This window comes from Telluria sp. PB2R4 (genome assembly GCF_059685695.1).
On record NZ_JCASIC010000022.1, the window covers coordinates 15,833 to 40,589 of the forward strand.

19 protein-coding genes are annotated in these 24,757 nt (G+C 67.0%); 16 read left to right on the top strand and 3 right to left on the bottom strand.

The window, feature by feature from the left end:
- Positions 1-227 precede the first annotated feature (227 nt).
- Complete coding sequence (locus AC56LU_RS23700) at positions 228-1,670, bottom strand: FecR family protein (RefSeq protein WP_497178057.1); 1,443 nt, start codon at positions 1,668-1,670, stop codon at positions 228-230.
- A 213-nt stretch (positions 1,671-1,883) separates the two neighbouring features.
- On the opposite strand from AC56LU_RS23700, the gene AC56LU_RS23705 reads away from it, so the two are divergent.
- The 3 genes from AC56LU_RS23705 to AC56LU_RS23715 are packed head-to-tail and all read left to right on the top strand — an operon-like array spanning position 1,884 to position 6,171.
- Entirely contained in the window at positions 1,884-3,797 is a 1,914-nt protein-coding gene (locus tag AC56LU_RS23705) for a CHASE2 domain-containing protein (protein WP_497178058.1), read from the top strand.
- Positions 3,794-5,038 carry a tetratricopeptide repeat protein gene (locus AC56LU_RS23710; protein ID WP_497178059.1) on the top strand — a complete coding sequence of 415 codons (1,245 nt, stop codon included), beginning with the start codon at positions 3,794-3,796 and terminating at the stop codon, positions 5,036-5,038. Before AC56LU_RS23705 ends, AC56LU_RS23710 begins: the two co-directional genes overlap by 4 nt.
- 11 nt (positions 5,039-5,049) lie before the next feature.
- Positions 5,050-6,171: an acyltransferase family protein gene (locus tag AC56LU_RS23715; RefSeq protein WP_497178060.1), complete on the top strand. Its 1,122-nt coding sequence runs from the start codon at positions 5,050-5,052 to the stop codon at positions 6,169-6,171.
- Positions 6,172-6,197: 26 nt separating this feature from the next.
- Here the strand turns inward: AC56LU_RS23715 and AC56LU_RS23720 are convergent, their stop codons facing one another.
- Together AC56LU_RS23720 and AC56LU_RS23725 are read right to left on the bottom strand one after the other, a co-directional pair.
- Positions 6,198-6,548, bottom strand: a complete 351-nt coding sequence (locus AC56LU_RS23720) for a type II toxin-antitoxin system ChpB family toxin (protein ID WP_497178061.1) — start codon at positions 6,546-6,548, stop codon at positions 6,198-6,200.
- Positions 6,542-6,793: an AbrB/MazE/SpoVT family DNA-binding domain-containing protein gene (locus tag AC56LU_RS23725; RefSeq protein WP_497178062.1), complete on the bottom strand. Its 252-nt coding sequence runs from the start codon at positions 6,791-6,793 to the stop codon at positions 6,542-6,544. Before AC56LU_RS23725 ends, AC56LU_RS23720 begins: the two co-directional genes overlap by 7 nt.
- Positions 6,794-7,056: 263 nt before the next feature.
- Here AC56LU_RS23725 and AC56LU_RS23730 point away from each other — a divergent pair, with 263 nt between their 5' ends.
- From AC56LU_RS23730 to AC56LU_RS23790, 13 genes are all read left to right on the top strand, one after another.
- The gene (locus tag AC56LU_RS23730) at positions 7,057-7,374 is read left to right on the top strand and encodes a VanZ family protein (protein ID WP_497178063.1); all 318 of its coding nucleotides are present in this window, start codon (positions 7,057-7,059) and stop codon (positions 7,372-7,374) included.
- 5 nt (positions 7,375-7,379) lie between these two features.
- Positions 7,380-8,141 carry a Crp/Fnr family transcriptional regulator gene (locus AC56LU_RS23735; protein ID WP_497178064.1) on the top strand — a complete coding sequence of 254 codons (762 nt, stop codon included), beginning with the start codon at positions 7,380-7,382 and terminating at the stop codon, positions 8,139-8,141.
- A 214-nt stretch (positions 8,142-8,355) separates the two neighbouring features.
- On the top strand, positions 8,356-8,676 hold the full coding sequence (locus AC56LU_RS23740) for a hypothetical protein (RefSeq protein ID WP_497178065.1): 321 nt from the start codon (positions 8,356-8,358) through the stop codon (positions 8,674-8,676).
- Positions 8,677-8,840: 164 nt separating this feature from the next.
- Positions 8,841-9,641: an ABC transporter permease gene (locus AC56LU_RS23745; RefSeq protein ID WP_497178066.1), complete on the top strand. Its 801-nt coding sequence runs from the start codon at positions 8,841-8,843 to the stop codon at positions 9,639-9,641.
- Positions 9,641-10,864, top strand: a complete 1,224-nt coding sequence (locus tag AC56LU_RS23750) for an ABC transporter ATP-binding protein (RefSeq protein ID WP_497178067.1) — start codon at positions 9,641-9,643, stop codon at positions 10,862-10,864. Before AC56LU_RS23745 ends, AC56LU_RS23750 begins: the two co-directional genes overlap by 1 nt.
- Positions 10,861-12,288, top strand: coding sequence for an FkbM family methyltransferase (locus AC56LU_RS23755; RefSeq protein ID WP_497178068.1), 1,428 nt, complete (start codon positions 10,861-10,863; stop codon positions 12,286-12,288). Before AC56LU_RS23750 ends, AC56LU_RS23755 begins: the two co-directional genes overlap by 4 nt.
- Positions 12,289-12,290: 2 nt before the next feature.
- On the top strand, positions 12,291-15,131 hold the full coding sequence (locus AC56LU_RS23760) for a glycosyltransferase (RefSeq protein ID WP_497178069.1): 2,841 nt from the start codon (positions 12,291-12,293) through the stop codon (positions 15,129-15,131).
- On the top strand, positions 15,124-17,040 hold the full coding sequence (locus AC56LU_RS23765) for a hypothetical protein (RefSeq protein WP_497178070.1): 1,917 nt from the start codon (positions 15,124-15,126) through the stop codon (positions 17,038-17,040). The genes AC56LU_RS23760 and AC56LU_RS23765 overlap by 8 nt, the downstream gene beginning before the upstream one ends.
- Entirely contained in the window at positions 17,037-18,065 is a 1,029-nt protein-coding gene (locus AC56LU_RS23770) for a glycosyltransferase family 2 protein (protein WP_497178071.1), read from the top strand. Before AC56LU_RS23765 ends, AC56LU_RS23770 begins: the two co-directional genes overlap by 4 nt.
- Complete coding sequence (locus AC56LU_RS23775; protein ID WP_497178072.1) at positions 18,062-18,451, top strand: GtrA family protein; 390 nt, start codon at positions 18,062-18,064, stop codon at positions 18,449-18,451. The genes AC56LU_RS23770 and AC56LU_RS23775 overlap by 4 nt, the downstream gene beginning before the upstream one ends.
- The gene (locus AC56LU_RS23780; RefSeq protein WP_497178073.1) at positions 18,448-20,550 is read left to right on the top strand and encodes a DUF7024 domain-containing protein; all 2,103 of its coding nucleotides are present in this window, start codon (positions 18,448-18,450) and stop codon (positions 20,548-20,550) included. The genes AC56LU_RS23775 and AC56LU_RS23780 overlap by 4 nt, the downstream gene beginning before the upstream one ends.
- 117 nt (positions 20,551-20,667) lie before the next feature.
- On the top strand, positions 20,668-22,776 hold the full coding sequence (locus tag AC56LU_RS23785; protein ID WP_497178074.1) for an ArnT family glycosyltransferase: 2,109 nt from the start codon (positions 20,668-20,670) through the stop codon (positions 22,774-22,776).
- Between the two features lie 217 nt (positions 22,777-22,993).
- On the top strand, positions 22,994-24,628 hold the full coding sequence (locus tag AC56LU_RS23790; RefSeq protein WP_497178075.1) for a response regulator: 1,635 nt from the start codon (positions 22,994-22,996) through the stop codon (positions 24,626-24,628).
- Positions 24,629-24,757: the final 129 nt, after the last annotated feature.

The window sequence follows — 24,757 nt, forward strand, 5'->3', positions numbered from 1 at the left end:
ATGCACGGGCGATAATCGTATGCTTGGAAAGGACGGATCACCAATTAGTGTTCACTTCGTTTCCATGCAGAACGCATAGCGGAGTGACTCGATGCAGGGATTTTTACTGCCGCGCTCGCCTTACATCTTGAAACAATCTGCTGTCGTTAAAATGACGCGATAAAAAAAAGAGCCTCGGATTACCGAGGCTCTTCCTGTCAGAACGCGGCCGGCAGCTTACCAGCCTGTTACTTATTTGCCGCGCCCCACCATGTCACGCCATTGACCGTGCGCTGCTCGTCCAGGCGGCGCTCGAACAGATACGCAGCGGTGCCACCGTTCTCGCTCCCCAAGACGCCATTGACAACCATGTTGTTCGTCTGCGCACGCGTAAAGCGGTCGCTCGACGAGTTTCCGAAACGGCCATCACGCGCGACGAGCCCGTCCGCCATCATATTGAAGACCTCACTGCCATTGACCACATCGAAACTGGTCGTAAAACTGGCTTTTCCAAAATCAAACGTCAGCAGACCATTCTTGAGTGCCGCCGTCGTTACCACGTCGATCTGATTGTCGTTGCGAATGGTTGCTGCTCCGTCTTTCAGGACGAAACTGGCACTGCCACGTTCCGGCGTCAGGTATTCGCGGCCTGGCGTGCGGACGACTGCATAGTCCCCGCCTTGCAGGACATTCGCACCATTTGGCACCGACAGGCTGATGCTGGCCGGCTGTCCTGCCAGTGCTACCCAACGCCCCCAATGGATTGCACGCTCGGGCAGGGGCGGCGGCTCCACCACCACCACCGGCGGATCGATCGGCTGCGGCTCCGGCTGCGGACCGATCACCACCGGCGGCGGCAACGGCGGCGTCGTGATCGGATCGACCGGCGGCTGCGGCTGCGGCTGCGGATTCTGGGGCTGCGGCTGTTGCGGCTGCTGGGCAGGCAACTGGCTCACCAGCTTGTCGATCGCATCGCTCCTGCGCGCATCGAGGATCGGCGCAGCAGCGCTACTGCCGCTGCTGCCGCCGGTTTTGACCGCCACCGGCTCGTCCGTACGCGGCGGCGAGACCTGGTCCGGACCCGTCGTGCCAGACTGCAGCAGCTGGGGCGCGGTATCGCCGCGCTTGACCTGCAGCAACTGGCCCCGCTGGCCGGCGAACAGTTCGCGGCTGGCGGCGCCTTCGCAAGGGCCGACGCCGTCCGGGCTGCAGCCGCCGGCAAAACCGCTCACCACCACGCCGCCGGTCAGCACGGCGACGCGCGAGGTTTCCTGGTCCGTGTAGACAGTAAAGTCGGTGCCGCGCACGCCGATCGCCGCCACTGGGGTATTAAAGCGGAAATTCTGACGCGCCAGCTTGACGGCGTCGCCCGACTTGCTGCGCGCAACGCCGCTGATGAGTTCGAGCTTGATGCGGGTGTTGGCCGGATTCTTCTGGTCGACGCGGTAGGAGACGATCTTCGCCTTCGTGTTCGGGCGCAGGATGAACAGGCCGTTGTCGATCGTTTTCACATACATGAAGCCGTCCTTGCCCGTCACCAGGAGCTCGCCTTCCTGCACCGGCGTGCCCTCGGCGCCGGCCTTGTCGGCGACCTGGGCCGCGCCGGCGGCGAAAATGACCTTGCCGGCTTCGGCGCCGTGTGCGGCGGCGGCGCATGCAAACGAGCTGATGATGAGTATTTGACGCAACATAGTTTCTCCCGGGATTTCCCCTTTTCGCGCTATTATCCGGAGCCGCGCGTTTCCCTACCGTGATGACCGTCACATTTTAGAGCAAACTCATGCGCTATTCGCCCTGCTTACAATTTGTATCACTTGCCCTCGCGGCAACTCGTTAGCGCTATACTGTTCGTTTCCCCCGATTAATATATTATTCGTCAAGGCGTGGCAGACTCCCCCTCCACCATGAGCAACCGCAGGCTGGCGCCACGCGGACATGCAGCGTTCGCACGCGCGGTCATCGCCACGGTGGCGGTGCTGCTGACCGTGCTGGTGCAATGGGGTCCCTCGCAAGAGGTGTCGCATTTCGGCAACGTCTCTTTCGGAAGCGAGATCCTGCGCGACCAGTTCATCCGCTGGCGCGCCTCGACCGCACCGGAGCCGCGGATCCTGGTGGTCGATATCGATGAAGCCAGCCTGTCGGCAGTCGGCCCCTGGCCATGGTCGAGCAGCCGCATTGCCGACCTGGTGGAAATCCTGCTCGGCCGCTATGAGGCCCGCGGCGTGGCGCTCGATATCGTGCGTGAGAAGGCGGGCGATGCCGAAGGCGACCTGCGGCTCGAGGCGCTGGCCACCCATGGACCGCTGGTACTGGGGCAGGTCTTCGACTTCGACTACGAAAAAAAACGTCCCCAGCCCCTGCACGAAGGCGTGCCGGCCGGCGCGCTGCCGCAACTGGCGCCGCGCGCCCGCGAGGCCGACGGCTACATCGCCAACCACGCCGGTTTTGCCGGCGCCCGCCACGTCGGCAACATGGGCTTCGTGCCCGGCAAGGACGGCGTGCTGCGCCACGTGCCGCTGATTACCCGCTTCGATGGACGCGATTATCCGGCCCTCGCCCTGGCGCTGGTGAATTGCTGCAGCGGCGGCCGCGCGCCGGCGATGCCGGACGCCGACCACATGCGGATTCCGTTCAAGCGCGACTGGAACGCTTTCACCCTGGTGAGCGCCGCCGACATCCTGGACGAAGTCATCGACCCGGCCAGCGCGAAAGGCCGGCTGGTGCTGGTCGGCTCGTCCTCGCTCGGGCTGGGCGACCGTGTCACCACGCCGCATGCGGCGAAGCGCCCGGGCCTGGGCGTCCAGGCCGAGATCCTGTCCGCCCTGCTCGACCGCCAGGAAGGCAGCACGCCATCCCCGTGGCCGGGCCGCCTTGCCGCCTGCGCCTTCGCCCTGCTGTCGGCACTGCTCGCGACCTTCGCCTTCCCGCGCCTGCCGGCCTGGGCCTGCGTGGCGCTGCTGGGCGTGGTGTCGCTGCTGTGGCTTGGCGCCGCCTATGCCATTGCGCCGCACGACCCGCTGTTCTCGACCACCGCGCCGCTCGCCACCAACCTGTTCCTGCTGGCGGTGGCCGTGCCCTACCAGTGGCAGCTGGCGCAGCGCCGCTCGCGCCACCTGCTCGGGACCCTGCAACAGTACGTGGCGCCCTCGGTGGTGCGCGAACTGCTGCGCAGCGACCTGGCCGACCCGCTGGCGCCGCGCCTGCTCGACGTCACCACCCTGATCGCCGACATGGAGGGCTACACCACCCAGGTCGAGTCGCTGTCGATGGAAGAATCGGCGCGCCTGACGCGCGACTTCCTCGACTGCCTGACCGAACCGGTGATCAATGGCGGCGGCACCCTCGACAAGTACACCGGCGACGGGCTGGTGGCGTTCTGGGGCGCGCCGCTGCCGATCGAGCAGCATGCCGACCTGGCGCTGGATGCGGCCCGCGCCATCGTCGAGCGCGTCGACGCGCTGTCGCGCCTGCGCGAGGCGCTCGGGCACCCGCCGCTGCGGGTGCGCATCGGCATCGAAAGCGGCCCGGCGGTGGCCGGCGACTTCGGCACCTCCTTCCGCAGCATCTACACCGCGGTCGGCGACAGCGTGAACACGGCCTCGCGCCTGGAGCAGGCGGCGCGCGACTTCCCGCACGACGTGATCGTCGGGGCCGGCACCGTCGAACGCGCGCTGCGCCACGAATTCATCGCGCTGGGCGAGCGGCGCCTGCGCGGCAAGGGCAAGCCGACCGCGCTGTTCACGCCGGCGGACATCCCGCGCTCGCGCAGCGCCATGGGCGCGGCGGCGAGCCCGGTTGCAGTCAAAGGCAGTTCATGACACTGGCATCGCTGCGCGCCTGGTGCGCGCTTTCCTTCCTGCTTCTGGCCACGGCCGCGCATGCTGGCGACCAAACCGGCGCCCAGGCCACGCCCGGCGAAGACCTGTACCTGCAGGCGCTGCAGTCGATCGCGGAAGGCCGCCGCAGCGACGCGACGGCTGAACTGCGCCGCGCGATCGAGCAATCGCCCAGCCACGCCGGCGCCTGGCTCGAGCTGGCACTCACCCACTGCGCGCTCGGCAATTCGGACGAGGCCGAGCGCCTGTTCGCGATCATCGAGACACGCTTCAATCCGTCGCCGGCGCTGCTGGAACTGATCGCGCAGACGCGCGAGCAGGGCTGCTCGCGCTGGGACGTGTTTTCCAGTACGGTAGTGACGGCCAGCCGCGGCTTCGACCAGAACGTCAACCAGGGCGCCCGCACCACGCGCTACGTGGTGGACGCCCCCGATGGCCAGGTGGAATACGAACTGTCGGGCGACTTCAAGCCGCGCAGCGACGGGTACACCCAGCTCGCGGGCGAAACCATGCGCGAAGTCACGCCCAACGGCGTGCTCGGTTTCGTGCAATACCAGCTGCGCCACAACGACAGCCTGCACCAGTACAACACCAGCTCGCTGTTCACGGGCCTGGAAGCGCCCTACCGCTGGGGACGCTGGCGCCTGCGCGCCACCGGCACCCTCGGCCTGGTGACACTGGGCGGGCAGCTCTACCAGCGCCAGGCCCAGCTGCAGGCGCGCGTGGTGCCGCCGCTGCGCCTGCCCCAGGGCGTGCAGTTCAACCTGGTGGGCGCCATTACCCGCAACAGCTTCCCGGCGCTGACCAATTTCGAGTCGACCACGCAGGAGCTGCGCGGCCACCTGTCGTGGCGCGGCGCAGACACCTACGCCAGCGCCACGCTCGGCTACCTGAACGACCACGCGCTGGCCCAGCGTCCGGGCGGCGACCGCAAGGGCTCGTTCGCCAACCTGTTGCTGCGCCGCCACCTGGGGTACGGCATCGGCACGGAACTGGGCTACTCGCGCCAGACCTGGAACAACAAGCAGGCCTATTCGCCCGGCGTCATCGACGAGGTGCGCGAACAGGCCACCCAAGTGCTGCGCGGCAGCGTCAGCTATGCGGTCAACAAGCGCCACTCGGTGGTGCTCGAAGCGCGCGCAGTGCGCAACCGCGAAAACATCTCGATTTTCCAGTACAACAACCGCCAGTTGCAGCTCAGCTGGCAATGGCAGCTGCCGTGAACCCGCAACACATGGCTTATCAAAAACAACAACGCTCGCTCGAGGCGGCGATCGGCTCGCACGACAACGGTTTTAACCTGGTACGCCTGGTATGCGCCCTGCTGGTGGTGGTTTACCACACCTGGATGATGAACCGGGCCGCGCCGCACGCCGATCCCCTGACCCGGCTGCTGGCGCCGAACACCGACCTCGGGGCGCTCGCGGTTGGCGTGTTCTTCGTCATCAGCGGCATGTTCATCGCGCGCAGCTGGATGGGCGACCCGCACCTGGGCCGCTTCGCCCTGCGCCGGGTGGCGCGCATCGTGCCCGGCCTGTTCGCCTGCCTGCTGCTCTCTACCTTGATTGCGGTGGTGTTCTTCTCCGCTCCCGGCTGGCGCGGCCTGCTCGATCCCGCACCATGGCGCTTCATCTTCGGCAACACCGTGCTGCACGGGCTGGTGTACAACATCCCGGCCGAGGAACTGCGCATCGCCGGCGTGCTCGGCGGCCAGGACCTGAACGGCCCCCTGTGGACCCTGTACTGGGAAGGCCGCATGTACGTGATGGTGGCGCTGGTCGGCCTGGCCGCCGCTACTCCCCTGCGCAGCTGGATGCGCGGCGCCGCGCTGTTCCTGCTGCTGGGCGCCAACCTGTTCCCGCAGGTGGCCAGCGGCTACGTGTGGGAAGTGCGGATGTGGTCGCTGTTCCTGGTCGGGATGCTGCTGCAGACCTGGGCGCCCGACCTGCGCATCGGCTGGCGCCACGTCGCCTGCGCGCTGGCCCTGCTGCTGCTCAACTGGACCCGCTCGAGCGCCCTCACCCCGAGCCCGCTGACCTGGTTCGGCATCGCGCTGGTGGCGGTGACGCTGGCCATGTGCGTCGGGTCGCACACCCTGCCATGGGCGGCGCACGTGCAGCGCCACGACTACTCGTATGGCATCTATATCTGGCACTGGCCGGTCATCATCATGCTGCGCGAGGTCTTGCCGCCGGTGGGACCAGTGGGCTTGAGCCTGGCGACGCTGGCCGTGGTGCTGCCGCTGGCCATGCTCAGCTGGCACCTGGTGGAGCAGCCTGCGCTGCGGGCTGCGCGCAAGTGGTTACGGCGTCCGCTTGGTCAGCCGCAAGCGGTGACGGAGCAGACTACAAGATAAATAGGCCAGCGGCGTGACGCATGCTGTCACTCCAGAATAGCGCGCAGCCTCGCAAGAGCGTCTTCGACGACGAAGTCGGGAGCCGTCTCGACCTTTTTCGCGCCCCGGGCCACCAGATCCAGGGTGCGGACCATGTTCACGAGTGCGACCCCTTGCGTTTCCGTGCCCGCCCCGCTGAGGGGCACCGCAAAACCTGCATACCGTGCGAAGTCGCCACCCTGGGTAATCGGGGCTACCAGCGCTACCCCCATGAGATTGAATGCGGCTGGAGAAAGCACCAGGGCAGGACGGAAATCCCCTTGCTGCTCACGGCCCGCAGTCGGGTTGAGGTTGACACGAACGATGTCCCCACGATTGAAGGTCGTGCGCCTCACCATACTTCTTGACCAACCGCTTTGGCACCTTCCCACTCGGCCGCTCCAGCGGGAGCGGGCGCGTTCATATCGCACTGCGCCATCAGGTCCGCCAGTGAATACTGCTTGCGGGCGGGGCGCAGCACCAATGCCCCCTCCTGCATTTCAGCGCTCAGCTTATTTCCAGGGGCAACGCCAAGTTGCGCCAGCAGGGCAGCCGGTAATCGAACAGCCGCACTATTGCCCCATTTTTGAATTGCAAGTTCCATATCAATGCCTCCAATGTAGATACATTGTATACCCAAGCCAATTCGAAGGACAACAAGTATCTACAGAGTAGATACAAATCAAGCAAGCCCTGGTATGAGTCACAACCCGCCAAAATAAATGCTTGCCAGCCTGACCACGCTCCGTTGCAGGCGCGCCCCAGAGGAGTGACACGGCGCTCCCAAACGCACCGCTGGCAGGCTCGACCGTATACAATCACGGCTGTCAGAAATATTGGAATGGACATTTGATCGTGGTGGGAGACATGGTATTGCTGGGCACGGCCGCGACCGCCGTTTGCGTTGGATGCCTGGTACCGAACCGCTGGCTACCGCCATTGCCAAACGACAAATTTCTTCACTTTGCCAGTTTTGCCGTGCTGGCGGCGCTGGCGCTGCGCGTCGCCCAGGGCCGTACCGAGGCGCTGCTTTGGCTGCTGGGCCTGCTGGTTGCAGGCTGGCTGATCGAGTGCCTGCAGTCACTGGTACCGGATCGACGCTTCTGCTGGCGCGACATTGCGGCCAATGCGGGCGGCATCGCCTTCGCGGCCGTCGGCGCCCAACTCTACGTGACTTTCTTCTGAAGCCCATGACCGTCCCCGCCAAGACCGCCACCGCCCGCAGGGCTGCCGCCGTGAACGATGCCGCACCGGCGCCGGAAGAGCGTCAGTTGCAAATTCACCTGCGCAAGATTCCACTGCTGGCGGAGCTGTCGGACGAGGAGATCATCCGGGTCAAGCAGGACCTGCGGATCCGGCAGTACGGCAAGCGCGACATCGTGCTGCAAAAAGGCGGCCATGGCGACGGCCTGATGTTCCTGCTGTCGGGCCAGTTGCAGGTGATCGACGTGACCGAAGACGGCCGCGCGATCGGCCTGCGCATGCTGGCGCCGGGCGACTTCTTCGGCGAAATCGCGCTGATCAACAATTCGACCCGCTCGGCTTCGGTGGTGGCGATGTCGGAAGCGCTGGTGGCCTTCCTGCCGGCGGCGACCGCGATGCACCTGTTCGCGCACGCGCCTTCGGTGGCGACCCACATGCTCAAGCACCTGGCGCAAAAGATCCAGCGCGACTCGGAATTCCGTTCGCTGCTGAGCATCAACAATACTGCCAAGCGCATCTACACCTACCTGGTGCTAATGCAGAAGAACAAGGAGGGCGAACCGGGTGCCCCGGCCGTGGTCGAGAACCTGCCGACCCACCAGGACATCGCCAACATGATCAACACCAGCCGCGAGACCGTGACGCGCGCCCTGACGGCGCTGGCGCAGCAGGGGATCGTGCAGAAGGATGCGCACCGCCTGATCATCGTGAAGCCGGAAGCGCTGCAAAAGCTGGTGCAGGGGTCGTAGGGTGGGCGGCTCCACCGCACAATGTGATCCGCCTTCCACAAACGCCGCCCACGCGTTCAAACCCGGGCGATGCCGCCCGTGCGCTTGTTCATCCGCCGATTGAACGCGCGGGCGGCAAGAGCATGTCAGCGCATCATATTGCCGGGTGGAGCCGCCCACCCCACGAGCCGCGTGCTACATTCATGTCATGACACTTTTTGTTCAAGGAGACGACATGAGCACGATGACCGGCAATGGTGGCATGGATGTCAAACCCGGCCTGGGCAAGAGCCTGCGCATCGTGGCGCTGGTGACGGCCGCCATCCTGATGATCCCGCTCGTCGCCATGCAGTTCACTTCGGAAGTCAACTGGACCTTCAGCGACTTCGTCGCCGCCGGCATCCTGCTGGCGTTCACCGGCCTGGTCCTGACCTTCGCCCTGCGCAAGTTCCGCACCACGCGAAGCCGCCTGCTCGCCGCCGGCCTGATCGGCCTGGGTTTCCTGTATTGCTGGGCAGAGATGGCGGTCGGGATCTTCACCAACATTGGCAGCTGAGCAGCGAGCTTACAATTCCTCGTTGATTCGCGACAAGATGTTACATCTGTAACAACGGATGGGCAGTTGGATGAAGTATAATTTTCGGCTCATCCGGCTTTGCCCATCCTTATGCATATCACATTGACGTACCCCACCGGGACGCTGCCAGCGCAGGCCGCCCCATGATCTCGCCACTGATGCTGCGCGGCCTGTGGGCCTACCGCGGTTTCGTGCTGGGCAGCGTCAAGCGCGAATTCCAGTCGAAATACGTGAACGCGATGCTGGGCGCCGTCTGGTCGGTGCTCAGCCCGCTCGCCATGATCCTCGTGTACACCGTGATCTTTTCCGAGGTCATGCGTGCCAAGCTGCCCGGCAACGATTCGGGCGCCGCCTATTCGATCTACCTGTGCGCCGGCATCCTGACCTGGGGCCTGTTCGCCGAGATCGTCGCCCGCGGCCAGAACATGTTTCTCGAGCAGGCCAACCTGATCAAGAAGATCAGTTTCCCGCGCATTTGCCTGCCGATCATCGTCGTGATGAACGCACTGGTCAACTTTGGCGTCATCTTCGGCCTGTTCCTGGTGTACCTGGTCGCCTCGGGCAACTTCCCGGGCGCGGTGTTCGTCGCCATTATCCCGGTGCTGCTGCTGCAGATCCTGCTGGCCATCGGCCTGGGCATGGTGAGCGGCATCCTGAATGTGTTCTTCCGCGATGTCGGCCAGTTCGTGACCATCGCGATGCAGTTCTGGTTCTGGCTGACGCCGATCGTCTATCCGGCCTCGATCCTGCCGCTCGAAGCGCGTCCCATCCTCGACTACAACCCGATGGCGGCCGTGGTGCGGGCGCACCAGGCGATCCTGGTCGAAGGCCGCCTGCCCGACTGGAATTCGCTGATCCCGGCGACCTTGCTGGCGTTGCTGCTGTGCATCCTGGGCCTGCGCCTGTTCCGCAAGCGCTCCGGCGAAATGGTGGATGAACTCTGATGGGCAGCATTGTCGTTTCCAAGCTGGGCAAGGCCTACAAACAATATCCGACGCGCTGGTCGCGCCTGGGCGAGTGGCTGCTGCCGCTGCGCGGGCCGCGCCACAAGCTCAAGTGGGTGCTCACTGACATCAGCTTCCAGGTCGCGCCGGGCGAGGCCGTGGGCCTGATCGGCATCAATGGCGCCGGTAAAAGCACGCTGCTGAAACTCATCACCGGCACCACCCAGCCGACCACGGGCGCGGTCTGGATGGAGGGGCGCGTGGCCGCCCTGCTCGAGCTGGGCATGGGTTTCCATCCGGACTTCACCGGACGCCAGAACGTCTACATGGCCGGCCAGTTGCTGGGCATGACGGTGGACGAGATCAGCGCCCTGATGCCGCAGATCGAAGACTTCGCCGGCATCGGCGAATACATGGACCAGCCGGTGCGCGTGTACTCGAGCGGCATGCAGATGCGCGTGGCCTTCTCGGTCGCCACCGCGCGCCGGCCGGACATCCTGATCGTCGACGAAGCGCTGTCGGTGGGCGACGCCTACTTCCAGCACAAGAGTTTCGACCGCATCCGCCAGTTCCGCAAGGAGGGCACCACCCTGCTGCTGGTCTCGCACGACAAGCAGGCGATCCAGTCGGTGTGCGACCGCGCGATTTTGCTCGACGGCGGCCGCCTGGCGAAAGAAGGCAGGCCGGAAGAGATCATGGACTACTACAACGCCATGATCGCGGAACGCGAAAATGAAACGGTGCGCATCAACGCGCTCGACGACGGCAAGGTGCAGACCATCTCCGGCACCGGCGAAGCCAAGGTCAGCGACATCGCCCTGCTCGACGAAACCGGCCAGCGCGCCGAAGTGGTCGACGTGGGCGCCGCCGTCACTCTGGAAGTGAAGGTGAAGGTCAATGCGCCGATCCCGCGCATGGTGCTCGGCTACATGATCAAGGACCGCCTGGGCCAGCCAATGTACGGCACCAATACCCACCTGAAGCAGCTGCCGCTCGATAACGTCGCGGCCGGCGAGGAAGTGGTGTACCGCTTCGCCTTCCCGATGAACCTCGGCCCCGGCACCTATTCGGTCGCGACGGCGATCGTCAGCACCGAGACCCACCTGGTGAACAACTACGAATGGCGCGACCTGGCGCTGGTGTTCACCGTGATGAACATGCGCCGCCCCCATTTCGAGGGCTCGGCCTGGCTCGACCCGGCCATCGACATCCAACGCTCATGACATTTATCTCCTATTCGCAGAACTCCGAAGACGTGCTGCTGTGGCGCGCGCTCGGCCACGTCAGGAACGGCTTCTACATCGACGTCGGCGCCAACGACCCGGAAGAGCATTCGGTCACCAAGGCCTTCTACGACGCCGGCTGGCGCGGCATCAGCATCGAGCCGCTGCCCTCGTTCCACCAGGCCTTCACCGAGCAGCGCCCGCGCGACGTCAACCTGGCGATCGCCGCCGGCGCCACCAATGGCGAACTGACGCTGTACGACACCCCGCAGGTACGCGGCTGGGCTTCGCCGGAGCAGTCCGTCGCCGAGCTGCACCGTTCCGAAGGCCATGAAGTCGTCGAGATGAAGGTGCCGGTGCGCACCCTGGCCTCGGTGTGCGCGGAGCACGTGAAAGGCGACATTCACTTCCTGAAGATCGACGTCGAAGGCTTCGAAGGCGAAGTAATCAAGGGGATGGACTTCGCGCGCTGGCGCCCGTGGATCCTGGTGATCGAGGCGACGCTGCCCAACAGCCGGGAAACCAGGCACGAGGCCTGGGACGCCCTGGTCACGGGCCAGCGCTACCGCTTCGTGTGGTTCGATGGCCTGAACCGCTATTACGTGGCCGACGAACACCCCGAGCTGCTGCCGCATTTCGGCATCCAGCCGAACGTGTTCGACGACTACATCTCGCACCACCTCGACAAGGCCTGGGCCTCCACCAGGAAGCTCGGCCGCGCGCTGGATGACTCCGAACGCCATGCGGCCGAACTATCGGCCGCAGTGAACGAGAAGGCGCGCCAGGCAGAGACGCTGCGCAGGGAACTCGATTACGCCCTGGTGCGCGCCGACGCTGCCGAACAAGAGCGCCGCATGGCCGAGCAGGAGCGGCGCGAAGCCGATCTGGCGCGGCGCCAGGCCGAACACGACCGCCGCACCGCCGAACTCGGGCTGGCGCAGTCGGAGCAAGGCCGCCTGGAAGCCGAGAAATCGCTGCTCGTGGCCCAGCACGAGCTGGGTGCGGTGAGCGGTGCTCTGGCCGCATCGCAGGCGAGCGGCCACCATCTCACCGAATGGGCGCGCGGTCTCGAACAACAGCTGGTCGCCACGCATGCCAGCACCTCGTGGAGGATCACGCGCCCGCTGCGTGGCGCAGGCAGCGTGCTGCGGGTCCTGCGCCGGCCGGGCCTGGCCAGGCGCCTGGTCACCCGTGTCACTTCCAACGAGCGCCTGCGCCGCCTGCTGATCCCTGTTCTGCTGCGCTACCCCGCGCTGGGCAACAAGGTCAGCAGCTCGCTCGCCGCCATCAAGCAGGCCGTGCCGGACCCGGTGGAGCATGCGGGCGCGGTGGCGGTTCCCGAAGAACTCAAGGGCCTGCCGGTCTCGGTGCGCGCGGTGCTGGGCGACCTGCAGCGCGCCCGCGGCGGCCAGGCTGGAAACTAACAATGCGTATCGTCATCGACTTTCTTCACGCGCAGGACGGCATCGCGCCCTCGCTGAATCGTGCAAAGGCATTCGCGGCCGCCGCCGGTAGCCGCGAACTGTGGATTGCTGCTCCCCTGTCCAACGCCAGCCTGCTGGAAGACCTGCGCATTGCCTTCCCCGGCCGCGTCCGCGCGGTCGATTTGACCGGCAACCCGCGCCTGCACCCGGCATTGCGCGAACACGCGCTGGCCAGCCTGTCGCCCGACGTGGTGCTGGCACCAAACGACCTGGACAAGGACGCCGCCGCCCTGCTGGCCGAGCTGGATGCCACCGCCGCCGAGCGCGTCGCGCATCCGCAAGCCACGCGTCCGAAGCTGGCCTACGTCTCTCCGCTGCCGCCGGTCAAATCCGGGATCGCCGACTACAGCGCCGAGCTGGTGCCGGAGCTGGCGAAGTTCTATGACATCACGCTGGTCGTGGACCAGGAACGCGTCGAGGACGCGCGCCTGGACGGCCTGCCGCTGCGCGCCCCCGACTGGCTGCGCCACCATGCGCACGAATTCGAACGCGTGGTCTACCACGTCGGCAATTCGCACGCGCACCAGCACATGTTCGCGCTGATCCGCGAGGTGCCCGGCATCGTGGTGCTGCACGATTTTTATTTCTCGGGCGTGCTCGACAACCTCGAGCGCGAGGAATACCTGCCGCAGGGCTTCCTGAAGGCGCTGTACGAATCGCACGGCTACACCGGCCTGCTCAGCCACCGCAAGGAAGGCCGCAATCCGTCGATCTGGAAGTACCCGGTCAACAAGGGTGTACTCGACAATGCCGCCGGTGTAATCGTCCACGCCGACTTCTCGAAGGAACTGGCGACCGAATGGTACGGACCGGGCGCCGCCGATGGCTGGCAGACCATCCCGCTGCTGCGCGGCCGTCCCGAGGGTTCGGCCACGCCTGATGCGCGCGCGGCCGCCCGCAAGCGCCTGGACATCGGCGACGACGAATTCCTCGTCACCAGCTTTGGCATGCTGGGCCGCACCAAGCTCAATGAAGAACTGCTCGACGCCTACCAGGCTTCGCCGCTGGCGGCGGACAGCCAGTGCCGCCTGGTATTCGTCGGCGAGAACGACCCCGGCCTGTACGGAGCCGGCCTGCTGAAGAAAATCGCCGCCAGCGCAGCCGCCGGCCGCATCCGCATCGCCGGCTTCGTCGATGCCGCCACCTATGCCGACTATCTTGCCGCCAGCGATTGCGCGGTGCAGCTGCGCGCGGCGACCCGCGGCGAAACCTCGGCCTCGGTGCTCGACTGCCTGCTGTACGGCATCCCGACGGTCGTCAACGCCCACGGCTCGACCGCCTCCATCAGCGACGCGCTGCTGGTGAAGCTGCGGGATGGTTTCACGACGCCGGAGCTGGCCGATGCGCTGGAACGCCTGCGCAGCGATGCCGGCCTGCGCGCCGGCCTGTCGCAGCGAGCACTCGCTCACATGGAACGCGAGCATGCGCCGGCCCATGTCGGCAAGCTGTACTTCGACGCCATCGAGGGCTACGCCGCGCGCAGCCCACAGGCCGCCTACCGCAAGGTGGTGCGCGCCACCGCGCCGCAGGCAAGCGACGCCGAGCTGCCGCAGCTGGCGGCGGCGATCGCCTTCAACCGCCCGGCCACCGCGCCTCGCCAGCTGCTGGTGGACGTGTCCGCCGTGGTGCAGTCCGACCTGAAGACCGGCATCCAGCGCGTGGTGCGCAGCATCCTGCTGTCCCTGGTCGCCGACCCGCCGCCGGGCTTCCGGATCGAGCCGGTTTACTCGCACGGCGGCAACCGCAGCTACCAGTACGCGCGCCAGTTCGGCCTGAACATGGTGGGCGAGACCGGCTTGACCATGGAAGACGCGCCGGTCGACCTGCGCCCGGGCGACATCTTCTTCGGCCTCGACCTGTTCACCAACGGCACCTCGCAAAACGAAAACCTGCTGCAATCGATGCGCGACCGCGGCGTCGGCATCTACTTCGTGGTGTTCGACATCCTGCCGATGCTGCGCCCGGACGTCTTCCCCTTCGGGACCGAACAGTACTTCGGCGACTTCCTGCGCACCGTGCACAAGGTGTCGGACGGCGTGCTGTGCATCTCGCGCGCGGTGGCCGACGAGCTGGCCGGCTGGATCGCGGCCCAGGGCCTGGAACGGCGCGCGCCTTTGAAACTCGGCCACTTCCACCTGGGCGCCGACATCGACGCCAGCGCGCCGAGCTTCGGCCTGCCGCCGGACGCCGACCATGTTCTGTCGGCCCTCAAGCAGCGCCCGAGCTTCATCATGGTCGGCACGGTCGAGCCGCGCAAGGGCCACACCCAGACCCTGGACGCCTTCGAGCTGCTGTGGGAACGCGGCGAAGACGTCAACCTGGTCGTGGTCGGCAAGCAGGGCTGGATGATGGAAAAGCTGTGCGAGCGCATGGCCAACCACCCGGAGAAATCGAAACGCCTGTTCTGGATGAACGGCATCTCGGACGAGATGCTGCTCAAGCTGTACGCCGCCTCCTCGGCCCTGCTGTCGCCGTCCGAAGGCGAAGGCTTCGGCCTGCCGCTGATCGAGGCGGCCCAGCACGGCATTCCGATCATCGCGCGCAGCCTGCCGGTGTTCCGCGAAGTGGCGGGCGAGCACGCCTATTACTTCGACGGCCTGGCCCCGGCCGACCTGGCCGATGCGATCCACGCCTGGCTTGGCCTGCTGGGCGAAGGCAAGGCGCCGCAATCGACCGGCATGCCATGGCTGACCTGGGACGGGAGCGCCCGGCAGGTGCTCGACGGCCTGGTGCGCCAGCAGTGGTATCGCAGCCTTCCCGGTACGGATAACGGCCGTGCTTGAACGCTGGCGCTTCCCGGTGCTGGTGGCGCTGGCGCTGTGCGCCTTGCTGGCCATGTACGAGCCGTATTTCGGCGGCGACGTGGTCGAATACACGGTGGCCACCGTGGCGATCGCCGACCACGGCTCGCCCGACATCCGCCTGGAAGATATCGCGCGCGTACGCACCCTGCTGCCCGGCATGTTCGCAGGCCCCTACGACCTGTTGGAGCGCGGCATGCGCGCGGGAGAGCAGCAGCTGTACGCGGCCTTCGTGCGCGGGCGCGAGGGCGACGTGTTCCCGGTCCACTACTTCGGTTATTCGCTGCTGGCCGCCGCGCCGTTCAAGCTGTTCGAGGCACTCGGGATGCAGCCATTCAAGGCCTTCCAGGCGGTCAACCTGGCGGCCGTGTTCGTGCTGGGGCTGGCGCTGCGCTGCTTCTTCGGCTCCGAGGCCAAGGCCTGGCTCGGCCTCGGGCTGTTCATGCTGTGCGGCGGCGCCCTCTACCTGCACTGGAGCAGCCCGGAATGCGTCAGCGCCGCCCTGCTGCTGGCGGGCCTGCTGTTCTACACCAGCGGCTCGCCGATCGCCGGCAGCGTACTGGCCGGCCTGGCCGGGCAGCAGAATCCGACCATCGTGTTCTTCTTCGCCTTCGCGCCCCTGTTCAAGGTGTGGCTCGACTACGACCGCCAGCAAGGCTTTGTTTCCAACCTGCGCGCCCAGCTGACCCGCCGCACCATCCTCGGCCTGGCGGCCGGCGTGGCAGTGTTCGCGCTGCCGCCGCTGTTCAACCTGTGGCAGTTCGGCGTCCCGAACATCATCGCCAAGCTGTTCTCCGACCCGGGCCTGATCGGCGCCACGCGCCTGGCCTCGTTCTACTTCGACCTGAACCAGGGCATGATCGTTGGCGTGCCCGGCCTGCTGCTAGTGCTGCTCCTGCTGCTGCCGCGCATGGACGTCCGCGCGCGCGGCGTGCTGCTGCTGTCCGCACTGCTCACGCTGGCGCTCGCCCTGCCCGCGCTAGCCGTGCTGAACTGGAACTCCGGCGCGACCGGCCCGATGCGCTACGCCTTCTGGGCCGCGATGCCGCTGGTGTTCGCGTTGCTGGTGCGGCTGCGCGGCATGCCGCGCTGGCCTCAGCTGGCGGTCGTGCTGCTGGCGGCCAGCCAGGCAGCGGCCGTGGACCATGCATCCGAATACAACTACGTCCATTTCAGTCCGGCCGCCGAGTGGGTGCTGGAGCGCGCACCGCAGTTCTACCATCCGGAGCCCGAGATCTTCGCCGAGCGCGCCGGCCACCACGACGACTACATCCAGTCAGACAAGTACTACGTCCTGCGTGGCCCCGATGGCAAGGAACTGAAAACCCTTGTCCATACATCCAACGCCCACCTGGACGAGCAGCTGTGCGGCCGCGGCGCCAGCCTCGACCCCAGCCTGCCGGCGGTGCAGAGCGCACGCGGCTGGCGCTACATCGATGGGCCGCTGCGCTGCGTCGCCGGCGGCCACGTGCAGCGCAGCTTCCGGTTCGACGCCCTGCGCGCCGGCCAGGCCGTCACCCTGGGATCGGGATGGAGCCATCTGGAAGCGAACGGTCCCGGATGGGACGGCGCCTGGTCAGTCGGCGCACGTTCGCGCGTGCGCGTGAAGGTGGACGGCGGCGCGATCCAGGCCCTGCTCATCACCGGCAACTACCTGGCGCCGAACCGCCAGACCCGCGTCCTCGTGAACGGGATCGATCTCGGCTGGCATGCGCTCGACCAGACCGGTCCGCTGGCGCTTCCTGCGCCGGTGTCGCAAGCAGCGCGCGCCGCCACCCTCGACATCGAATTCGAACACGCCTCGCCCACCGCTCCCGGTCCGGGCGACCCGCGCCCTCTCGCCTTCTTCCTGCGCGAGATCAGCGTACGACAATCCCCCAGCAAGCCATGAACGCTCCAGACGCCACTACCGTGAATCTTCCTTTCGCCACCTCGCCCATCGGCGTGCCCGACGCGGTGGCGGTCGTGATCCCCAGCTACAAGGTCACCCGCCACATCCTGGGTGTGATCGCCGGCATCGGCCCCGAAGTCGCGCGCATCTACGTGGTCGACGACAAATGCCCGGACGGCAGCGGCGCATTCGTGCGCGAACACTGCAGCGACCCGCGCGTGGTGGTGCTCGAGCACGCCGAGAACCAGGGCGTCGGCGGCGCCGTCATGACCGGTTACCGCGCCGCGATCGCGGACGGCGCCAAGGTGATGGTCAAGATCGACGGCGACGGCCAGATGGACGGCGCCCTGATCCCGAATTTCGTGGCGCCAATCCTGGCCGGCGAAGCCGACTACACCAAGGGCAACCGCTTCTTCAACCTGGAGCGCCTGGGCGCGATGCCGCCGATGCGCCTGTTCGGCAATGCGGTGCTGTCCCTGATCACCAAGCTGTCCTCGGGCTACTGGGACCTGTTCGACCCGACCAACGGCTATACCGCGATCCACGCCGACTGCGCGCGCTTCCTGCCTTTCGAGAAGATCAGCAAGCGCTACTTCTTCGAGTCGGACATGCTGTTCCGCCTGAACATCCTGGGCGGGGTGGTGACCGACGTGCCGATGGACGCGGTCTACGGCGACGAGGTCAGCAACCTCAAGATCTCGAAGGTCGCCACCGAATTCTTCGGCAAGCACCTGCGCAACTTCGGCAAGCGCATCTTCTATAACTACTACCTGCGCAACATGTCGGTGGCCTCGATCGAGCTGCCGCTGGGGATCCTCTTGAGCCTGTTCGGCACCGTCTACGGCCTGTCGCACTGGATCTCCTCGGCGCGCACCGGGGTCGAGACCCCGGCCGGCACCGTGATGCTGGCCGCGCTGCCCGTGATCATGGGGGTGCAGCTGATCCTTGCCTTCCTGGCGCACGACGTCGCCTCGGTGCCGCGCCGTCCACTGCACAAGAAGACGCTGTACCGCAGCAAGCCATGAGCCCGGCCAAGCTTGCTTCCAAGCTCGCCTCGCGCCAGTTCGCCGTCTATGTGGCCGGGGGCCTGCTGTGCGCGCTGGTCGACATCGGCCTGATGCAGCTGCTGCTGGAGGCCGGGTTCCACCACACGGCGGCCGCCAGCGCCGGCTTCGCGGCCGGGCTGCTGGTCAACTTCGCTTTCCACAGCGGCGTCACCTTCAACAGGGCCGCCAACCCCGCCAGTTTCGCGCGCTACCTGTGCCTGGTGGCCCTCAACTATGCACTCACCCTGGGCTGCGTGGCGCTGGCCCAGTCCACCCTCGGCAATCCCCTGCTCGGAAAGATCCTGTCGCTGCCGCTGGTGGCGGTGAACGGCTTCCTGCTCGGTAAATACTGGATCTTCAAGTGAACACTGGCGCACGCATTGCCAAGGGGCGCATTCCCGCCCTCCTCCTCGGGCTCGGCATGGCCCTGGTCGGCTGGTACCTGCTCCAGCGCAGCCTAGGCCTGCGGCCCGGCGTCTTCGCCGACGAGTGGTACTACAGCAAACTGGCGCGCCTGGTCCCGCTGTCGGAAGCGGTGCTGCCGTCCTGGCTCTACCTGCTGGTATTCGGCGCCAGCAGCAGCTGCGGCCCCGGCTTCCTCGATTGCGCCCGCATCGGCAACGTCGTGTTCCACGTCGGCGCCGCCCCTTTCCTTTACCTGGTCGCGCGGCGCGTGACGACGGCGCCGCTGGCCTGCGCGGTGGCGCTGCTGGCCCTGCTGCTGCCACTGAACCTGTACACCAGCTTCTTCATGCCGGAGTCGATGTACTTCTTCGGCTTCGCGGTACTGGCCTGGGTGGCCCTGGCCGGGCTGGCGTGGCGCGAGTGGACGCATGCGCTGGCCGCCGGCGCCACCCTCGGCCTGATGAGCCTGGTGAAAGTGCACGCGGTCTTCCTGCTGCCGGCGCTGTGCCTGTATCTGCTGTACGCCAGCCATGTGCGTGCCGCCGGCGGCGCTTCGGGTGGCGCCTGGCTGGCGCGCGGACTGGGCGCCGCGGCACTGGCCGCCGTCAGCGCCGCCGTGGTCAAGCTGCTGCTCGGCTGGCTGCTGGCGGGCGAGGCCGGCCTGACCCTGTTCGGCGCCTTCTACGGGGCCGGCGCCAGCTCGGCCTCGCAGCACAGCCTGCTGGCGCGCCTCGCTCCCGCTTCGGTCAGCGCGGGCGGCCATGCGATGGCGCTGGCGGCGCTGCTGGCGATTCCACTGGCGGCGCTGCTGCACGCCCTCTTGCGCCGCGATACCTGGCGCGATGGCAATCCGCTCGGACCACTGCTTGCCTTCACCGTGCTCATGCTCGGCTCGGCGCTCGGCCTTGCCGTCCTGTATACCGCCTCGATTGCCCACGAGGGACCGCTCGAAGGCCTGCGCCTGCACTCGCGCTATTACAGTTTCGCGCTGCCCCTGCTGCTGGTCGTCGCTGCCGCCGCTGCAACACGCAAGGACCCGGAACGCGCCGGCGCCCGTCGTGTCCCGATGGCGCCGGCATTGGTCGCCCTGGCGCTGGCCGGCCTGCTGGCGGCGGCATGGTTCCTGCTGCCTGGCTTCGACCCGCGGGTGACGGACAGCCCGGAATTCACGACACTGGTCAGGCACGGCAAGGCGGCCACCGTCCTGTTTGTCGTGCAGGCGCTGCTGCTGGCATTGTGGCTGCGCTACCGGCACATCGCGGCCCGGGGCGCGCTGCTGCTGGCGCTGCCGCTGGCCCTGTACGCCACCGACCTCGAGGTACGCAGCTACCTGGTCCACCTCGAACAGCCGACGCCGGCGGACCGCGCCGGCATCGCCGCGCGCGACCTGATTCCGCGCGCCGAGCGCGGCGCCACCATGATCGTCGCCAACGGGGCCGACCTGTTCCGCACCCAGTTCCACATCGACCATCCCGACATGCTGTTCCTCGACCTGCCGGACGGCGCCCCGGTCGAGGCCTACCGCCTGCCTTCGCAGGCGCGCTGGCTGGTTGCGGTGGGCCGCCATCCGCTGCCGCCGGAGCTGGTCCCGACGGTGAGCAACGAGGCGTTCACGATCGTCAAGCTGCCGCGTTCGCAGCGCAGCCTGGTCAGCGAATTCGCGTTCAACGTGGCGCCGGGTGCGGGCCAGCCGGTGGTGACGGGCACCGGCCTGGCGGGTGTGGAAGCCTGGGGGCGCTGGTCGGAAGGCCCGCGCGTCGAGCTGGGTTTTGCGCAGCCGTTGCCGGCGCGCCTGACGGTGATCCTGAAGGCCGGCGCCTTCGGCGCCAACATCGGGGCCCCCTTCGTACTGCGCGTGGGGGATGCCAGTACCGAGTTCCGCCTGCCCTGGGAAGCGCGCGAAGTGGTGCTCGACCTGGATACCGACGGCCGCCAGCAGACCCTGGTCATCGAGGTGCCGCATCCGCAGCGGCCGAGCGAGCAAGGGAATTCGACGGATACCCGCCTGCTGGGGATTTCGCTGACCCGGCTGCGGATCGAGGAAAGAGCCGGCCCGTAGGGTGGGCGGCTTCGCCGCCCACGCGTTCGAGCAGCAATGGAACAGCCGAGCAGGCCTCAGTACCGTGATTTGACCGCGTGGGCGGGAGACCCGCCCACCCTACAATAAAGACGAGACATGATTGCAACGACTAGCAAGACCAGCCGTCCCATCTGGCCACTGGCCCTGACCATCGTCCTCGCCTGCATCGCCTGGCTCCTGTACGGGCGCAACGCCGGCCTGCAACCCAGCGTCTTCGCCGACGAGTGGTATTACAGTAAGATGGCACGCCTGACGCCGCTGGCCGATTCGATGCTGCCGTCCTGGCTCTACCTGTGGATGTTCAGCGCCAGCAGCGCCTGCGGCGACGGCTTCCTCGAGTGCGTCCGGATCGGCAACCTGGCCTTCTTCCTGGCCGGCGCCCCCTTCGTCTACCTGCTCGCGCGCCGCTACGCGAGCGGCCCGGTGGCGTGCGGTGTCGCGGTGCTGAGCGCGCTGGCGCCGCTGAACAGCTTCACCGCCTACTTCATGCCGGAGTCGACCTACTACTTCGGTTTCTGTGTGCTGAGCTATGTGGCCTTGAAGGGCAGCGACTGGCGCCCGGCATCGCAGGCGCTGGCGACCGGCGCAGTCCTTGGCCTGATGAGTCTGGTCAAGGTGCATGCGGTCTTCCTGCTGCCGGCCCTGGTCCCGTTCCTGCTGGCGGCAAGCTGGCAGCGCGGCGGCGCCTGGTTCCTGCGCGGCCTGGCCATGGCGGCCGCGGCGACCGCGTGCGCCTTCGCCATCAAGTACGGGCTCGGCTGGGTATTCGCCGGCAAGGCGGGCCTGAGCCTGTTCGGCTACTTCTACGAATCGACCAGGGTGGGAAGCGACAAGCTCGTGCTGCTGGGAGCGGCGCTGGTCAGCGCGCGCGGCCACCTGATGACGCTGGCACTGATGTATGCCCTGCCGCTGGCCATCCTGGTCTGGGCGCTGTGCCGGCGCGAGGCATGGACGCGCGCCGAACCGGCGGCGCGGGAACGCACCCTGCTGCACCTGTACGTGCTCTTGATGCTGGGCGCTGCCGCCGGACTGACCATCGTCTACACCGCCGGCCTGCACGTCGAGGGCAGCCGCGAAGGCCTGCGCCTGCACCTGCGCTATTACAGCTTCGTGTTCCCGCTGCTGGCCGTGGTGGCCGCGGCGGCGGTGGCGCCACAGCGCGACCAGGAGCGCGGAACGCGCGAGACGCCCTGGCTGCGCTGGGTACCGGCGCTGGTGCTGGGCGCGTTCCTGCTGCTGTCGTTCCGGGGGCTGCCCGACTACACCATGAATGTGGTCGACGGTCCCGACATCTACGGCATCAACCTGCAGGGCAAGGCCTTTCCCATCGTGGTGGGCCTCCAGCTGCTGGTGCTCCTGGCCTGGGCGGCACGGGTGCGCGTCGCGCCGCTGCTGTTCCTGTGCCTCGCGCTGCCGGCGGCCTACGCGGCCAGCAACCAGGGCGTGTACAAGCACCTGGCCTCGCTGCGCCCGCCGACCAAGACCGACGACGCGGCCCGCTTCGTCCACCAGCATGTCCCGCCGGCCGACCGCAGCCAGGTAGTGATCGCGGGCGTCGACCTGAGCATGATGATCCGGGCGCAATTCCATATCGACCACCCGGACACGAGCACGATGGTGCTCGAGTTCGGCAAGGTCGCCGAATACCAGCTGCCGCTGAACAAGAAGTGGATGCTGATGCTGGGCGAATACGAAGTGCCCGGCCACATCGCCACCACCGTGCTGCGCACGCCCTGGTATACAGTGGTGCGCCTGCCGGAACCCGAGCGCACGCTCAGCCACGTGAAACTGTCGGCCCCGCCGGATCCACGGGTCGTCACCGGCATCGAAGGCCTGTCGTTTATCGAGCAATGGGGCCGCTGGTCGGATGCGAAGCGCGTGGTGATCCATTTCGCCCAGCCCCTGCCGCTCCGCGCCGGCGTGGTGCTGGCCGCCCGCGCCTACGACGTGAATGCCACGCTGCCGTTCAAGATCCACGTCGGCGGCCAGACCAAGGAATTCAAGGTCGGCTGGCACCAGCAGGAAATCGGCCTGCACTTCGACACCGACGGCACCGCCCGCTCACTGGTGATCGAGGTGCCGCAGCCGGTCTCGCCGGAAGAGCTCGGCTACCCGGGCGATTCGCGCAAGCTCGGCATCGGCATCGGCGAGATCATCATCACCGACGGCGCCGCAGGCGCACGCCCGGTCCAGGCAGCTCGTTGATCAGGCGCAAACCTGCGCGTGTCCCGGCTGGCTGTGTGAAGTCACGTACGGAATGGCGGCCCCTACCCCGGCTACAGTGAACCAAAGCCGGGCGCACTCCTGCACCGGCGTGAACGATGGCACTGCCGCACTGCAGCACCGGGATACCATGGCAACTGGATCGGACAATGAAGATCGCCTGAGCAAACCACTGGATGTTCAAGGTGGTGGACAAAGCATGGGCGTGCAGGCCGTCGGCGAGGTCGAGGGCAATGCCGTCTCGCCCACCGGCGGGCCCGGGGTGAACCATTGGCAGGCCAGCTATATCGCGCGCGGCGGCCTGGACGAGCGCGGCAATATCTTCTTCGCCGCCGTCGAAATGACGCGCATGCCCATGGTCGTCACCGACCCCAACCTCGAAGACAATCCCATCGTGTTCGCCAACGGCGCCTTCTTCGACCTCACCGGTTATGCAGAGGATGACGTGCTGGGCCGCAACTGCCGCTTCCTGCAGGGCCCCGACACCGACCGCGCCACCGTCGCCGAGGTGCGCCATGCCCTGCAAGAAGCGCGCGCGGTAGCGGTCGACCTGCTCAACTACAAGGCCAACGGCGAAGCGTTCTGGAATGCGCTGTTCATCGGCCCGATCTTCGACCAGGATGGCAAGCTGCTGTATTTCTTCGCGTCGCAGATGGACATCACCCAGCGCCGCAGCATGCTCGAGTCGAACCTGCAGGCGCAGAAGATGGAGGCGATCGGGCAGCTGTCGGCCGGGATGGCGCACGACTTCAACAACCTGCTGCAGGTGATCAACGGCAACCTCGAACTGGCCCTGCTGACGGCCGGCAAGACGCCGGCGGCGGCCGAGCCGATCCGCCGCGCCCAGCGCGCAACCATGCAAGCCGGCAAGCTCACCCAGCAACTGCTCAGCTTTGCGCGCAAGCAGCGCCTCGAGCATAAGCGCGTCAGCCTGAATGCGCTGGTGGTCGAGTTTTCCGACATGCTGGTGCGCACGCTCGGCGACAAGGTCGAGCTGCGGCTCGACCTGCGGCCCGGACTGCCTTCCTGCTCGATCGATCCGACCTACCTGGAAATGGCGCTGCTCAACGTCGTCATCAACGCGCGCGACGCCATGCCGCGCGGCGGCACCGTCACGGTGGGCACGTCGGTGGTCGACGAATCACGGCGCCTGGCCAACCGCCTGCCGCCGGGCGAGTACGTGGCCATCTGCGTCATGGACGAGGGCGACGGCATGCCGCCCGAGGTGCTCAAGCGCGCCACCGAACCCTTCTTCACCACCAAGGGCATGGGCACCGGCCTCGGCCTGGCCATGGTGCACGGCTTCGTGCAGCAGTCGCAGGGCCGGCTCGACATCGACAGTGAACCCGCACAAGGTACGCAGGTGCGGATGATTTTCCCGGTGGCGCGGCAATCGCTGCACCAGGAAGGCGAAGACGGCAGCGACGCCGACAGCGAGGCGCGCGCGGCGGGCCGCAAGTGCCGCATCCTGGTGGTGGAAGACAACGAGGACGTGCGCGAGCTGGCCGAGGCCATGCTGGCGGCAGCCGACTACGACGTGCTGTCGGCGCCGAGCGGCGAGCGCGCGCTCGAGCTCCTGGCCCGGGAACCGGTGGATCTGCTGTTCACCGACGTGATCATGCCGGGCGGGATGAACGGACTGCAGCTGGTCGAGCAGGTGCACGCCACGCGGCCGGGGATGCCGGTGCTGGTGACCACCGGCTACATGGACGAACTACCGGCGCGCGGGGTGCGCGACAAGTCGCTGGAGGTGCTGGCCAAGCCCTACCAGCACCAGGATTTGCTGGACCGGGTGCATGCGGCGCTGCACGCCAGAAGAGCCGCGAGAACGTAGGGTGGGCGGGTCTGTATGGCACAGGGACATGGGTTACACATGTCTAGGGACATAGGTTACACATGCCAAGCCATTCTACCGCTTCATCCGAAGGTCGATCTCACCTAGTCGTCGACTGCAGAACACCAC